Source organism: Polaromonas sp. DSP2-3-2b2 (assembly GCF_049895905.1).
In the GTDB taxonomy this organism is placed as follows: Bacteria; Pseudomonadota; Gammaproteobacteria; order Burkholderiales; family Burkholderiaceae_C; genus Polaromonas.
Genome location: NZ_JAFCTH010000004.1, coordinates 78,898 through 92,933, shown reverse-complemented (window position 1 = coordinate 92,933; position 14,036 = coordinate 78,898). Strand labels below are relative to the sequence as shown.

Below are 14,036 nucleotides of genomic sequence, written 5' to 3'. Positions count from 1 at the left end.
GGGGAAAACTGTTCGGCATCTCACTACACCCGGTTGGCCTGCAGGCCCAATGAACGCAGGTGCGCCATCACACGCTGGCTCATGTCCTGAAGCGGCACAACCTCATGCGCGGCGCCCAGCGCAATCGCCTCGCGCGGCATGCCAAAGACCACGCAACTCGCTTCATCCTGCGCCAGGGTGTAGCTGCCCGCCTGGCGCATGCGCAACAGGCCGTCGGCGCCGTCGCGGCCCATGCCGGTCAAAATCACGCCGATGGCATTTTTTCCGGCATGCCGTGCCGCCGAATCGAACAGCACATCGACCGACGGCCGGTGCCGGTTGACCGGCGGCGCCAGGTCCACCTGGGCGACATAGTTGGCGCCGCTGCGAACCAGCGACAAATGAAACCCGCCCGGCGCGATGTAGGCATGGCCGGGCAATATGCGCTCGCCCTGCACCGCTTCGGACACATTGATGCGGCACAGGCCGTTCAGGCGCTCGGCAAAGGAATGGGTGAAACCAGCCGGCATGTGCTGCGCGATCATGATGCCCGGGCAGTCTGGCGGCAGAGGCTGGAGCACCTCCCGGATGGCTTCGGTACCGCCGGTGGAAGCGCCAATGATGATCAGCTTTTCGGTGCTCAGCAAAGGGCTGCGCAGCAGCGGCGCGTCGGCGGCGGCAACCGCATGGCCGCCCGGCGCCAAACGCCTTGCAGGCAGCAGCCTGGCCGCAGCCGCGATGCGGATCTTGCCGGTGATCAGTTCGGTGTAGGAAAGCAGTCCATCGCGAATGCCCAGGCGCGGCTTGGTCACAAAATCGATGGCGCCCAGTTCCAGGGCGCGCAGCGCCGCCTCGGAGCCGTGCTCCGTCAGCGACGACACCATGACCACCGGCATGGGGCGCAGGCGCATCAGCCTTTCGAGAAATTCAAGCCCGTCCATGCGCGGCATTTCCACATCCAGCGTCATCACGTCCGGGTTGTGCTGCTTGACCAGGTCGCGCGCAATCAGCGGGTCGGACGCCGTGGCCACCACCACCATGTCGCTCTGGCTGTTGATGATCTCGGTCATCAGGCTGCGGATCAAGGCCGAATCGTCCACGCACAGCACCCTGATTTTTTTATCCGTCATACCGTCCAGCCTATTTTGTTTTCAGGCGCGCGTACCGCTCTGGCCGCCAGCCCGCCGCTCGTGCCGCTCCCTTGCTGCCTGAACATCGCGCTGGCCAGCGCCTGCTCCTCGCGCTTCACCAGCAGGGCATCGTCCTGCTGGCGCAGTTTTCGTACCGTGACCCGGCCGGTGAAAGGGAAAAAGTTGATGCGGCGCGGCAGCTTTCCGCGCAAGTCCTGCGCGGCGATGCGAATGCGCTCGGCCAGCAGGTAGCGCAGCACGAAGTCGGCATTGCGCTCGCCAATGTTGAGCAGCGTCATGCTGGACAGCACGGCGCCGCCGCCAAAAACCTTGGCTTCCAGGCGCTCGCGCCGCGCGCCAGCCCGGACCACTTCGCTGAGCAGCACCTGCATCGCATGCGCGCCATAGCGCATGGCGGCGGCCGCGTCGAAATACACCGGGTCGGCCACATCGGGCAGCATGAAGTGGTTCATGCCGCCAATGCCCGAAACGCTGTCGCGCAGGCAGGCCGACACGCACGAACCGAGCACCGTCGTCAGCACCATGTCCTCGGCCGTGACGTAATACTCCCCGGGCAGCAGCTTGACCGCCGCCAGGCCGAATTCACGGTCAAAATAATGGCGCGTGGCCAGCGGCTCTGCCTGCGCCGCGATCATGCCGCGCCTCTTGGCAGGCTGTCGGCCAGACCGTAGACCGTCTGGCCGCGCAGCCGCAAGGTCTGCTGGGCAAATGTGAAGTTTTCCGAATGCCCGGCAAACAGCAAAGCATTGGGTTTCATCAAGGGGACAAAGCGTTGCAGGATTTTTTCCTGCGTCGGCTTGTCAAAATAGATCATCACGTTGCGGCAGAAGATGACATCGAACAGGCCTTTGAGCGGCCACTTTGGATCGAGCAGGTTGAGTTGCGAAAACTTCACCATGGCCGCCACTTCCGGCCGTATGCGCACCTTGCCGGCATGCGCGCCGGAGCCCTTGAGGAAAAACCGCTTGAGGCGTTCGGGCGACAGCTTGCCGGCCTGCTCCAGCGTGAAAATGCCGTCCACCGCCTTGGCCAGCACTTGCGTGTCGATGTCCGTGGCCACCACGCTGCAAGCGCTGGCGCGGCTTCCCAGCGTCTCGATCAGCGTCATTGCGATCGAGTACGGCTCTTCGCCGGTCGAAGCGGCAGAGCACCAGACGGTGACCGGCTGCTGGCTCTGGCGGACATGCTCGGCGAGCAAGGGAAAATGGTGCGCCTCGCGAAAAAACGCCGTCAGGTTGGTGGTCAGCGCATTGGTGAACAGCTCCCACTCGTGGCTGCGCGGGTCGGCCTCCAGAAAACCAAGATAGGCGGAAAACTCGCGCATCCCCAGCTCGCGCAGGCGCCGCGACAGGCGGCTGTAGACCATCTGGCGCTTTTGCCCGCTCAGGGAAATGCCAGCGCGCTGGTGGATCAGCAGGCGAATCCGGGCAAAGTCCGTGTCGGTCAACAAAAAGTCGGGGCCTGCCGGCGAAAGCGCAGCGACGCGGGGGGGTGGATTCATGGCAGGCTAGTGTGGTCAGGGGGTCGATCACCATGGCCGCCTGAAGGCAAGCAATGGATTGGGACCAATGTACCCATCAGTCGTCTTTCTCGATGCCCCGAAAAGCATGCCAAACAGCGCCTTCCTTTGCGCATGGACCGGCTCTCCAGCGTTCACCAACCCGGTTCAAGCCGTTATTGCATTGCTGATTCAATGCGAGATTAGGCGCCCCGCCGCAGACAGTACTGCGGCACGGCAAGGCGGGAGTAACGGCATATCGCTTTGAATTGGAAATGGAATTAAAGGTCGAGGCCCTGCGCCCAGACCATGGCCGCGCCGTGTGCCTTGTTCACTTGCGAAGCCGCCATGAACAAAGCGTCGGCAAGGGCAGGCGCGCACCCGGTCTCGTCCTCGCACGCCTCTGCCAGCGCCAGCAAGGGGCCGTAGATATCCCCCCGGTGAAGCAAGGCCTGAACGATGGCATCGGGCAGGGACACCTGGCGCATCAGCTGGGGCATCGGAATCCCCAGCAGCTGGTCGAGCAATGAGAAAAGTCCCACGACAAACAGGTTTCCCGCTTCGCTCGCGGGCAGCAGGCCCATGCCCAGCAGCTCGACAAATCGCCCCCGCACAATCGCCGCCTGAAGCAACGCCCGCGAAGAGCCTGCCGTGCTGGTCGTTGCCAGCAACAGCGCCAGCCAGCGGTACAGCGGCAGATAGCCCAGCATCGTGATGGCGTGGCGCAGCGATTCGATTTCGATCCGAAGCCCGAAGCCCGCGCTGTTGGTGTAGCGCAGCAGCTGATAGGAAAGCATCGCATCGCGCTGGAGAACCTTTTCCAGTTCGCGGATATCGGCGTGTTCCTGGACCATCTTCATCAGCTGCAGGATCAGCACCGTCTGCGAACCCATTTCGGCGATTCGCGGCAGGCTGCGCGGCGATGCGCACATATTTCCAAAAAAACCCGCCAAGCCAAGCGCCGCGCAGGCGTCGAACCCGTTCCAGTCCGACACCTGGCTGACCATCAGTTCCAGCGCCGGCTCGGCGAGCGCCGCCAGGCTGGCAATGCGCGCCAGGTCGGGATGCGCCAGATCGGCCGTGACATGGGTCATCAGCGAAAGCAGGCCGTCGTTTGAGTCAAACAGCGCCACGTCCGGATGGCACAGCGCCAGTCCAAAGCCCTGCGCATTCAGCGACATCGCCAGCTCGATGCCTTCGGCGCAGGCCAGTTCAGCCTGGTCGAACATCAGGACCGTCGTGGCGGGATTGAGGTGCCGCAGGCTGTCGGCAGACAGGGCAGCCGCCTGGATTTCAATGAAAAACAGGCTGGAGCCGGCCTGAGGGGGAAACTGCGCCGTCAGTGCCAGCAGCTGCCTTGTTTGTTCTGCCGGCGCATGGCTCGCTCTAGCGTTTTGCCATGAAAGGCGGTAGCCCCGCACGCGCTGGGTGGCGTCGATCAGGGGCGTTCGTGAAAGATAGTTGTCAGGGTTCATGGGCAGAGATTCAGGAAAATCCGGCGTCGAATGATCCATTGTTCAGCGGCGGCGGCCGGGTGGTGTTTCAGCCCGTGGCCTGTTTGGACAAAGAATGGAAAAAGACCGGCGGTTGCGAAAAGTTTCACCTTCAAAAGACAGCAGCGCCACAGGACAGGCGTGTTGTACTGAAACCATTTTCAGGTGGGCCCGTCGGGCTGCAGGCGGTGAACAGGCACTTGATCCGCCCTTTGTTTCAAGGATTCAAACCGGCAGCGCGCAAGCAGGCCGTGCGCGCCCTGCCCTTGCCCGGGAGTTTCAGGACCCCAGGAATTCACCAATGGGCTTGAGGTCTTCGATCCGGTCACAGACCGACTTGACGATCATCAGGATCGGTATGCCGAGCAGCAGGCCCCACACCCCCCAAAGCCAGCCCCAGGCCAGCAGGCCCATGAACACGGCGACCGGGCTGAGACGGCTGGCGCGGCTGGTCAGCCAGGGCGTGAGCAGATTGCCCACCAGCGTGTGGATCACGATCGAAGTCCCGCCCACGGCCATCGCCATGTTGATCGAGCCGAACTGCAGGAAAGCGACCAGTGCCGAAGCCGCCGCCGTGATCAGCGAACCGATGTAAGGCACCAGGTTGAGCACGCCGGCCACCACGCCCCAGACGGCGGCATTCTCCAGCCTGAGGAACATCAGCGCCAGCCACGTCAGCAGGCCGACCAGCACGCTGGTCAGCAGTTGCACCTGCAAGTAGCGCTGGATCTGCCCGGCAATCTCGTGCAGCGCCTGCAGCGTGATTTTTTTCTGGCTCAGGCTCGGCCCCGCCAGTTTGAGCAGCTTGCGGCGAAAAGTGTCGCCCGAGAGCATCAGGAAATAGGTCAAAAACACCACCACCGTCACCTGTCCTATCAGCGCGAGCAGGCCGATGGTGCCGGTCCATAAATAATCCTTGATGTTGAAGCGCTGCGCCTCGATGACGACGCGCGTGGCGCCCCGGTTGGGGCCGGTCACGGCGGCGCTCTCCCGGGTCGCCTGCTCGATCTGGGAGGCGGCCCGTTGCACCGTTTCAAGCGCGCTTTCGGACTTGCCGCTGCTCGACTTGAGCGCCTGCCCGAGCTTTTGCGCCGCCGCCGGCAAGGCCTCGATCAGCTGCGCGGCTTCAAGCCGCAGCAGGTAGGCGCCCGAACCTATCGCGCCCAGGATGGTCAGCAGCAGCACGGCCGAGCTCAGCCAGCGCGGCACGCGCCGGTTCTCCAGCCAGTTGACGAGTGGCGAAAAGGCATAGCTGAACAGCACGCTGAGCATGATCGGGATGAGCACGACCCGCGCCCACTGCAGCACGAAGACGCTGGCAAAGATGGCCAGAACCACCAGCGACATATTGCGCACATCCACTGGCATGTGCAATAAAAACCGTTCCGGCTCGGGAAAGACCGTGACATCGGGTTCGGCGGCGACCGGCTCGTCTGCCCTGGTTTCTTCGGCCATTTGTCATCCTCTTTAGGGTTAGGGGGTGCCCGGCCATCGGTCAGCTACGGCGGGCGGTTTGAGGTATTGCACCCGAAAATCTGGCCAAGTGTCATAGGACGCCTCCCCGGGAACATGACAGTGGCGGGAGGGACCGGCTGCAAACACCCGGCACACCTCCGGCACGGCACCGGCAAAATCAGCCGGCAATGGCGTCCCGGACGGCGCCCAGCTGGCGGCGCGACACCGCCAGCAACTCCTCCAGGCCATTGAGCCGCACGGCCCAGCCCTCGCCTTCGTCGGGATCGAAATGCTTTTCCAGCGCGCGCACCGCGCCCCTGGCAATCAGCGCGTTGCGGTGAATCCGCATGAACCGGCTGGCAAAACGCTCTTCCAGTTCGCTGAGCGAGCCGTCCAGGATGTAGCTGCGCCCGGCGGTGCGCACGGTGATGTACTTCAGTTCGGCCTTGAAGTACAGCACCTCGCCAATCGGCACCCGCTCAGTGCGGCCACGATCCTGAATTAGCAGTTTTTCTTCAGCCTTTTCGGGCTCCTGCGCAATACTGGCTTGCATAGCACGCTCTACTTTTTGTAGCGCCTGGCGCAAGCGCTCCAGCCGCACCGGCTTGGTCAGGTAGTCCACCGCGTCCAGCTCGAACGCCTGCACCGCATGGCCGGCATGCGCGGTGACAAACACCACGGCCGGCGGCCGGGGCAGGCGCGCGATCAGCCCGGCCAGCGCCAGGCCGTCGGCGCCGGGCATGTGGATGTCAAGCAGCACCGCATCAAACGACTGGTGCTGCAGCGCGCGCATGGCCTGCACCGCGTCGCCCGCCTCGGCAGCCACCACCGAAGCCGGCGCCGTGCAGTCGCCCAGCAAGGCGCGCAGGCGCGACCTGGCCAATGCTTCGTCATCGACCAGCAATATTTTCAGCGCTCTCATAGGGGAATCTCCAGCCTGACCTGAAACAGGCCGTCCTTGCAGGTCGTCTTGAACTGTGACTGCACATCATGCAGCAGGAACAGGCGCTCGCGCACATTGGTCAGCGCCAGCCCGTGGCCCGGCGGGCCGCTTCCGGCAGGCGCCGAATTGGTCACCTTGATGACCACGGTGCTACCGCGCCGGGTCGTCGCGATGCGGATTTTCGCGCCGCTGGCGCTGGGCTCCACGCCATGGCGCACGGCGTTTTCAACCAGCGGCTGCAGCAGCAGCGGCGGCAGCCGGGCCGCGTCGGCGGTGCTGTCCAGGCTCCACTGCACCCGCAGCCTGTCACCAAACCGGATCTGCTCGATCTCCAGGTAACGCTGCGCCAGCACGATTTCCTGCCCCAGCGTGACCGACTCGGCCGGATCGGCCAGCGCGCTGCGAAACAGCTCGCTCAGGTCTTCGAGCACCGCCTCGGCCTTGGCCGGCTCGGCGCGCACCAGCGCAATCGCGCTGTTCAGCGTGTTGAACAGAAAATGCGGCCGGATGCGCGACTGCAGTTCGGCCAGCCGGGCGGCCGTGGCCGCGGGCGTTCTGGCCTTGGCGCGCCAGAAAAGGCCTGCAAGCACCATGGCTGACAGCAGCATGCCGGCGGCCCCACTGGCCCACCATGGCGGCGCCGGCAGCATGCCCATCAACGCCAGCAGGCCGCAGGCATAAACCCCTGCGGCAGCGCCAAAGACGGTGCCGGCCAGCCACTGCCCCGGAACTTGCAGCCGGTTCAAGCGGACCTTGAAAGCGCACACCGCAATCAGCCAGGCCAGCGTGGCAGGCAGCACGCCGCCGGTCAGCAGCGAAAACCGCAGCAGCCAGTCCAGCGGGTTCGAGGTGCCGAACATCGCGCCCACGCCGGCGACCGCCTGCACCAACAGGACGACCCGCAGCACGACGCCCACGTGACAGGCGTCAAACAGGCTGGCGCGCGGCACGAAAGGAGAAGAAACCACCAGTGCATCGGACGGCGTCAATCCGCCATGCAGGGTGGAATCATCGAAGTTCTGTGAGACGGTAGCGGGCTTCATCAAAAAAATGCAGGGGTTGTTGTTCTTCAGTCCGGGGCTGATTTTGAGGCAGTGAGGCGCACAGATAAAATTGACGGGACGAGTATTGCACCGGTCAAGGCCTTCAGGCCCTGGCGCTGAAGACTATTTCCGCCACCGGCTCAGCCCCCACCCAGCGCTCGCGCCAACCCGCGCCGAGCCTGCCCAACCCGAAAGCCCGCCATGAATCAATTCGACAAAAAATCCCAAGCCTGGTCCGCCCTGTTTTCCGAACCCATGAGCGACCTGGTCAAGCGCTACACCTCCAGCGTGTTCTTTGACAAGCGCCTGTGGCAGGCCGACATCACCGGCTCGCTGGCGCACGCCGACATGCTGGCCGCCCAGGGCATCATCGCCCATGCCGACCACGCTGCCATCAAAGAAGGCATGGCCACCATCAGCGCCGAAATCGAATCCGGCGCCTTTGAATGGAAGCTCGACCTCGAAGACGTTCACCTCAACATCGAGGCGCGCCTGACGCAGCTGGTCGGCGACCCCGGCAAGCGCCTGCACACCGGCCGCTCGCGCAACGACCAGGTCGCCACCGACGTGCGTCTGTGGCTGCGCGGCGAGATCGACCTGATCGGCGGGCTGCTGATTGATCTGCAGAAAGCATTAGTCGAGATTGCCGAGAAAAACGTCGAGGTGATTTTGCCCGGATTCACGCATCTGCAGGTCGCCCAGCCGGTGAGCTTTGGCCACCACATGCTGGCCTATGTCGAGATGTTCAGCCGCGACGCCGAGCGCATGCTCGAAGTGCGCCGCCGCGTGAACCGCCTGCCGCTGGGCGCCGCCGCGCTGGCCGGCACCAGCTACCCGCTGGACCGCGAACGCGTCGCCACGACGCTGGGCATGGTGGACGAGCAAGGCCGGCCGCAGGTCTGCCAGAACAGCCTGGACGCCGTCAGCGACCGCGACTTTGCGATTGAATTCACCGCTAGCGCCTCGCTGGCGATGGTGCACATCAGCCGTTTCAGCGAAGAGCTGATTCTCTGGATGAGCCAGAACTTCGGCTTCATCAACATCGCCGACCGCTTCACCACCGGCTCATCGATCATGCCGCAGAAGAAAAACCCCGACGTGCCCGAACTGGCGCGCGGCAAGACCGGCCGCGTCGTCGGCCACCTGATGGGCCTGATCACCTTGATGAAAGGCCAGCCGCTGGCCTACAACAAGGACAACCAGGAAGACAAGGAGCCGCTGTTCGACACGGTGGACACGCTGAAAGACACGCTGCGCATCTTTGCCGAAATGGTCGGCGGCATCACCGTCAAGCCCGAAGCCATGGAGCGCGCCGCCCTGCGCGGCTACGCCACCGCCACCGACCTGGCCGACTACCTGACGAAAAAAGGCCTGCCCTTCCGCGACGCGCACGAAACCGTTGCCCACGCCGTCAAGGCCGCCACCACGCACCAGGTGGATTTGTCAGAACTGCCGCTGGCGGTACTGCAGGAGTTCAACCCGTCGATTGAAAAAGATGTGTATGACGTGCTGAGCCTGCGCGGCTCGCTCAATGCGCGCAATATTCTGGGCGGCACGGCGCCCGCGCAGGTGCGGATGCAGATTGCGCGGCATCGGGCGCGGCTCTCCAGCTAGGGCAACACCTCTAATGATTGCTGCAGTGCAGCAAAAATTTCCTGAATCTTCTGGTTTTCCCTATAATTCAAACCATGTTGCACTGCAACATAAACAATCCAACACGGCATTGGCTGTGCAGGAACCCGATTTGCCCAGTTAACCCAGAAAGCCGATATGAACAACGCCGCCGAACAATTCATCGCCACCAACAAAGCCAACCTGCAAGCGCTGACAGACCTGACCACCCAGGCTTTTGCCGGCGTCGAAAAGCTGGTCGAGCTGAACATTGCCGCCTCCAAGGCTGCCTTGAGCGAGTCCTTCAGCCATGTCCAAACCGTCATGGCGATCAAGGACCCCAAAGAGCTGCTGGCTCTGCCATCCGGCCTGCTCAAGCCCATGGCCGACAAGACTGCAGCCTATGCCCAGCACCTGCAAACCATCGTGACTGACAGCGGCGCGGAATTCACCAAAGCCGTGGAAGCCAAGACGGCCGAAGCACAAAAAGCATTCGGCGGCGCGCTGGAAAACCTGACCAAGAACGCACCGGCCGGCAGCGAAACCGCTATGGCCGCTTTCAAGAATGCACTGAGCGCCGGTCAAAATGCCTTTGAGTCGGTTCAGACGCAAACCAAAAAAGCGGTTGAGACGGCTCAGTCGAACTTCACGGCTGCTGCCACCCAGGCATCCGACGCGGTCAAGAAAGCCACCAAGTCAGCTTGAAGACCCACTGCCTTCGGGCAGTCACCCGCCAACGGCGCCCTCGGGCGCCGTTGGCGTTTCAGGGCCTGAACCAGGACACGCGGCCCGTACACTTTGCGCACCTTGTGATGGAAAGTGCCCGGCATGCCTATTGAATCCCAACCAGCCTGCGTGCGACAGTTTCGCCAGATCCTGCTGTGGCCCTTGCGCCTGATGCCGGTTCGGGGTTCAGAGGGTCGGCACGCCAAGCCATGGGAACTGCTGGCGGACATGGGCGAGGCCTCGCCCTGGCTTGAAGTGGTGGATGAATACACCGGCGGCAGCGGTCGTTTCAAGGAACGCCACTACAAAGAATTCGTGAGTTTTTTGCCCTTTGTGCAGCGCTTCCTCTACGGTGAAGGGCGCCCAAAAGGCACAGAGGCGACGGCAGGCTCGCCAATGCGGGTGTTTCGCCGCAGCGACGTCAGCGCCATGCGCGCGGAGCCGTACCCGGGGGCGCCACCGGTCACGCTCGACATCGCCCATGTGGACCTTTACTTTTTCCTCGACGTGGACCTGGTGCTGCTCAATGTCGAGGTCAGCGCCCACGACCTGACGCTGGCCCAGGCGCAGGACTTGATGTACCGCTTTGGCCGCGGCTATCCGGCCAGCTGGGACGCCGACGGCAATGCGCAGCACTGCCTGTTCAACGCCGAGTGGCTGGGCCACGAAGGCCAGGTGCTGGCCCGGTCGGATGCCAGTCAGCGCGACCTCTTCATGGCCCATGTCAGCAGCCACCGCGCACCCCGAGTCGCCGCCCACTGGGACTGGCTGCTGCAGCCCCTGGTGGGCGACCATTCCGGCCAGGCCGGGAACTTGCGCTATCGGCAAATTGAGTACTACCGGATGCCGCAGCTGGCCTTTCTGGCCTTGGACAACCCGCAGGCACTGAGCCGCAGCGACTTGATCCGCCTCGGGCTGGTGACCGGACCGGCAGCGTCGAGCCATGACACCCGCCTGCCTTATGAAGAAGAGCACCTGGCCGACTTCGAAAAGCGCTATTGCTACGACCGTTACTGGACCCCCAGCGGCGCCGCGCCCAACACCCGTTACGTATGCACCGGGCATACGCTGCTGGTGCTGGGCGATGCGCGGAGCCCGTTTTTCGTCTGCCCGGAACGGGGCGTGCTGGCGCAGTTCCGGCACCAGCATTTCCTGTTGTTCCTGATTGCCCATTTCCAGAAAGCGGCCTTGCTGATGTTCTCGGACCGGCTGGCCGAAGCCCTGAAAAACCTGGACATTGCCGACGCCGGCAGCGTGCGCCGCTTCAAGCGCACGATACGCGACAGCTTTGCCGGTTTTTTGCGCTTCACGCACCGCTACTGGTTTCACGAGGTGTCCGAACAGACCCAGGTGCGCGCCCTGTTCCGCATGTGCGCCGGCCATCTTGAGCTGGACCCGCTGTACAAGGAGGTCAAGGAGCGGATTGCAGAAATGACCCAGTACCTGGACGCCGACAGCCTGCGCCGCCAGGCCAACACCGTGGTGCGGCTGACGGTCGTGACCATCTTTGGCCTGATCGGCACGGTGACCACCGGCTTTCTGGGCATGAATTTGCTGGCCGAAGCCGAAGCCCCGATGAGCCGCAAACTGTCGATTTTTGCCATCGTCTTTTTGCTGGCCATGGCTTTGACCATCTACACCATGGTCAAGTCAAAACGCTTGTCGGACTTTCTGGACGTGCTGTCGGACGAACGCGCCAGCGCCTGGCAGAAAGTCAAGGCGCTGGCGCTGGTGTGGCGGCGCCCCGGGGAGTGAGGAAGGCATGAGGGCCTGAAACCTGGCTACGCTAGCCTCCCCCGCTGATGCCGTGTAGTTGACTTATATTGCTATTAATACAATAGCTGCTTATGCTTACAGATATTGCGCAAAAGGCCTGTTCGGCATAAAAATTGGCTCCGGCCTGGGTACTGCGGCCGGTTTTTTTAAGCCCCGCCTAAGCTGCGCACTCCAGACTCTGCGACTTCAAGGAACTCCTCATGCGCCTTTTGTTGGTAGAAGACGACGCCATGATTGGCGAAGCGGTGCTGCAGGTGCTGCGCGACGAGCATTACGCTGTGGACTGGGTGCGCGATGGCGTCATGGCCGACACGGCGCTGCGCAGTGAACAGTACGACCTGGTGCTGCTCGACCTGGGTCTGCCCAAGCGCGACGGCCTCGACGTGCTACGCGCGCTGCGGGCCAGGCACATCAGCGTGCCGGTGCTGGTCGCCACGGCGCGCGACGCGGTCAGCAACCGCATTGCCGGGCTCGATGCCGGCGCCGACGACTATGTGGTCAAACCCTATGACATTGACGAGTTGCTGGCGCGCATTCGTGCCCTGCTGCGGCGCAGCGCCGGCCGGGGCGAACCGGTTTTTGAACACAAGGGCGTAAGCCTGAACCCGGCCACCCGCGAAGCCACGGTGCACGGTCAGCCGGTGCTGCTGTCGGCGCGCGAATGGGCGGTGCTGGAGCCGCTGCTGGCCCGGCCCGGCGCGGTGCTGTCACGCGCCCAGCTGGAAGAAAAGCTCTACAGCTGGAAAGACGACATCAGCAGCAACGCGGTCGAGGTCTATATCCACGGCGTGCGCAAAAAACTCGGCAACGAGTTGATCCAGACCGTGCGCGGACTGGGCTACGTGGTGCCCAAGGAATGAACAAACTGGATCCAATGGCCGAAACCGACGGTGGCAGTAAAGGGCGCGAAGCGACCAGCCTGGGAGCCAGTTCCGCCGACAGGCCGCCCTTAGGCGGAACAGCCCCCTCGGGGGGCAGCGCAGTACGCGAAGCGACAAGCGTGGGGGCACATTCCTTGCGCAAGAGGCTGCTGTGGTTCGTGCTGGTGGCGATCTTGCTGGCGGCTATGCTGCAGGCCGTGACGGCTTACCGGGGTGCGCTGCGGCAGGCTGATGCCATGTTTGACGACCATCTGCAGCAGATGGCGCGCTCCCTGCGCGGCGGCATTCCGCTCGGACTCCCGCCGGGCGGGAATGAAGACGATCCGGGCTATGACCTGTATGTGCAGATCTGGGGGCAGGACGGCACGCAGATTTTCCGCTCCACCCGCTCGGCCCTGCCGCCGCGCGCGGTGCTGGGGTTTTCAGATGTCGAGGCGCACGGCAACCGCTACCGCGTGTACACGCTGCAAACACCGCTGCAAACCGTGCAGATAGCGCAGGACCTGAGCGCCCGAACGGCCCGGGCGCGTGCGCTGGCGCTGCGGGCCGTGCTGCCGTTTGCCTGGCTCACGCCGCTCTTGATGCTGGCGGTCTGGTGGATCATCAAGCGCTCGCTGGCGCCTGTCGAGCGCACCCGGCGTGCGGTGGCCAGCCGCGCCGCCGATGATTTTTCGCCGCTGGAGGGCGCTGGCCTGCCCGACGAAGTACGCCCGCTGGTCGATGAACTCAATTTGCTGTTCGGCCGGGTGCGCCACGCCTTTGAAGCGCAAAAGAACTTTGTCGCCGATGCCGCGCATGAGCTGCGCTCGCCGCTGACCGCGCTGAAGCTCCAGGCCCAGGCGCTGCGCCGCGTCGATGCCGATCCGGCCGCGCGCGAAGCCGCTGTGGCGCGGCTCAACCAGGGCATTGACCGGGCCATCCGGGGCGTCGAGCAGCTGCTGCTGCTGGCGCGCGAAGAAGCCGGTCCCGCGCAGCCGGCCAGCGCCGGGCCGGTCGATCTGCAGCAGGTGGTGCGGCTGGCCGTGGCCGACACTTTGGCGCAGGCCCGGCTCGGACAGATCGACCTGGGGCTGGCCGGCAGCCCGCCGGCGCAGGCCGTGCCGCCCGTCAGCGGCCAGCTTGAGGCGCTGCGCATCCTGCTGCGCAACCTGCTGGAAAACGCCGTCAAGTACACGCCGCCGGGCGGCCAGGTCGATGTGTCGCTGGCGCTGGTGAACGGCCAGCCCGTGCTGCTAGTGGAAGACAGCGGACCGGGCATTGCGCCAGAATTCCGCCCGCGCGTATTCGACCGCTTCTTTCGCGCCAGCGACGCGGCGTCGCAAACCGGCAGCGGCCTGGGGCTGGCCATCGTCAAGGCGATTGCCGACCGGCACGGCGCGGTGCTGGCGCTGGGCACATCTGCGCGCCTGGGCGGGCTGAAGGTCGAGGTGCGGTTTGCGCCGGCCGCGCCGGGTCGCGCTGAACTTTAAGTTTCGCCTAA

Annotated in this window: 12 protein-coding genes; 5 read left to right on the top strand and 7 right to left on the bottom strand. The window is 64.1% G+C overall.

The window, feature by feature from the left end; all coding sequences use genetic code 11:
- Window positions 1–23 precede the first annotated feature (23 nt).
- The 7 genes from ACP7AD_RS05550 to ACP7AD_RS05520 form a co-directional block, all read right to left on the bottom strand.
- Window positions 24–1,109: a protein-glutamate methylesterase/protein-glutamine glutaminase gene (locus ACP7AD_RS05550; protein ID WP_426145384.1), complete on the bottom strand. Its 1,086-nt coding sequence runs from the start codon at window positions 1,107–1,109 to the stop codon at window positions 24–26.
- Window positions 1,106–1,765, bottom strand: coding sequence for a chemoreceptor glutamine deamidase CheD (gene cheD / locus ACP7AD_RS05545; RefSeq protein ID WP_426145382.1), 660 nt, complete (start codon window positions 1,763–1,765; stop codon window positions 1,106–1,108). Before cheD ends, ACP7AD_RS05550 begins: the two co-directional genes overlap by 4 nt.
- Entirely contained in the window at window positions 1,762–2,631 is an 870-nt protein-coding gene (locus tag ACP7AD_RS05540; protein WP_426145381.1) for a CheR family methyltransferase, read from the bottom strand. Before ACP7AD_RS05540 ends, cheD begins: the two co-directional genes overlap by 4 nt.
- A gap of 278 nt (window positions 2,632–2,909) precedes the next feature.
- The gene (locus tag ACP7AD_RS05535) at window positions 2,910–4,103 is read right to left on the bottom strand and encodes an EAL and HDOD domain-containing protein (RefSeq protein ID WP_426145379.1); all 1,194 of its coding nucleotides are present in this window, start codon (window positions 4,101–4,103) and stop codon (window positions 2,910–2,912) included.
- 297 nt (window positions 4,104–4,400) lie between these two features.
- A complete protein-coding gene (locus ACP7AD_RS05530; protein WP_426145377.1) occupies window positions 4,401–5,576 on the bottom strand; it encodes an AI-2E family transporter in 1,176 nt (391 codons plus the stop codon).
- Between the two features lie 178 nt (window positions 5,577–5,754).
- On the bottom strand, window positions 5,755–6,498 hold the full coding sequence (locus ACP7AD_RS05525) for a LytR/AlgR family response regulator transcription factor (RefSeq protein WP_426145375.1): 744 nt from the start codon (window positions 6,496–6,498) through the stop codon (window positions 5,755–5,757).
- Window positions 6,495–7,562: a sensor histidine kinase gene (locus ACP7AD_RS05520; RefSeq protein ID WP_426145373.1), complete on the bottom strand. Its 1,068-nt coding sequence runs from the start codon at window positions 7,560–7,562 to the stop codon at window positions 6,495–6,497. The genes ACP7AD_RS05525 and ACP7AD_RS05520 overlap by 4 nt, the downstream gene beginning before the upstream one ends.
- Window positions 7,563–7,763: 201 nt before the next feature.
- On the opposite strand from ACP7AD_RS05520, the gene argH reads away from it, so the two are divergent.
- The 5 genes from argH (at window position 7,764) to ACP7AD_RS05495 (ending at window position 14,025) form a co-directional block, all read left to right on the top strand.
- Entirely contained in the window at window positions 7,764–9,176 is a 1,413-nt protein-coding gene (gene argH / locus ACP7AD_RS05515) for an argininosuccinate lyase (protein WP_426145372.1), read from the top strand.
- 156 nt (window positions 9,177–9,332) lie between these two features.
- The gene (locus ACP7AD_RS05510) at window positions 9,333–9,878 is read left to right on the top strand and encodes a phasin family protein (RefSeq protein WP_426145371.1); all 546 of its coding nucleotides are present in this window, start codon (window positions 9,333–9,335) and stop codon (window positions 9,876–9,878) included.
- A 123-nt stretch (window positions 9,879–10,001) separates the two neighbouring features.
- Entirely contained in the window at window positions 10,002–11,654 is a 1,653-nt protein-coding gene (locus tag ACP7AD_RS05505; RefSeq protein WP_426145369.1) for a hypothetical protein, read from the top strand.
- A gap of 221 nt (window positions 11,655–11,875) precedes the next feature.
- Window positions 11,876–12,535, top strand: a complete 660-nt coding sequence (locus ACP7AD_RS05500; protein ID WP_426145368.1) for a response regulator — start codon at window positions 11,876–11,878, stop codon at window positions 12,533–12,535.
- Window positions 12,536–12,549: 14 nt separating this feature from the next.
- Entirely contained in the window at window positions 12,550–14,025 is a 1,476-nt protein-coding gene (locus tag ACP7AD_RS05495) for an ATP-binding protein (RefSeq protein WP_426145366.1), read from the top strand.
- Window positions 14,026–14,036: the final 11 nt, after the last annotated feature.

Coding starts and splice junctions, on each gene's coding strand:
- ACP7AD_RS05535 (WP_426145379.1), bottom strand. CDS start 4,103: ATGAACCCTGACAACTATCTTTCACGAACGCCCCTGATCGACGCCACC.
- ACP7AD_RS05510 (WP_426145371.1), top strand. CDS start 9,333: ATGAACAACGCCGCCGAACAATTCATCGCCACCAACAAAGCCAACCTG.
- ACP7AD_RS05500 (WP_426145368.1), top strand. CDS start 11,876: ATGCGCCTTTTGTTGGTAGAAGACGACGCCATGATTGGCGAAGCGGTG.
- ACP7AD_RS05530 (WP_426145377.1), bottom strand. CDS start 5,576: ATGGCCGAAGAAACCAGGGCAGACGAGCCGGTCGCCGCCGAACCCGAT.
- ACP7AD_RS05495 (WP_426145366.1), top strand. CDS start 12,550: ATGGCCGAAACCGACGGTGGCAGTAAAGGGCGCGAAGCGACCAGCCTG.
- ACP7AD_RS05520 (WP_426145373.1), bottom strand. CDS start 7,562: ATGAAGCCCGCTACCGTCTCACAGAACTTCGATGATTCCACCCTGCAT.
- ACP7AD_RS05540 (WP_426145381.1), bottom strand. CDS start 2,631: ATGAATCCACCCCCCCGCGTCGCTGCGCTTTCGCCGGCAGGCCCCGAC.
- argH (WP_426145372.1), top strand. CDS start 7,764: ATGAATCAATTCGACAAAAAATCCCAAGCCTGGTCCGCCCTGTTTTCC.
- ACP7AD_RS05550 (WP_426145384.1), bottom strand. CDS start 1,109: ATGACGGATAAAAAAATCAGGGTGCTGTGCGTGGACGATTCGGCCTTG.
- ACP7AD_RS05525 (WP_426145375.1), bottom strand. CDS start 6,498: ATGAGAGCGCTGAAAATATTGCTGGTCGATGACGAAGCATTGGCCAGG.
- cheD (WP_426145382.1), bottom strand. CDS start 1,765: ATGATCGCGGCGCAGGCAGAGCCGCTGGCCACGCGCCATTATTTTGAC.
- ACP7AD_RS05505 (WP_426145369.1), top strand. CDS start 10,002: ATGCCTATTGAATCCCAACCAGCCTGCGTGCGACAGTTTCGCCAGATC.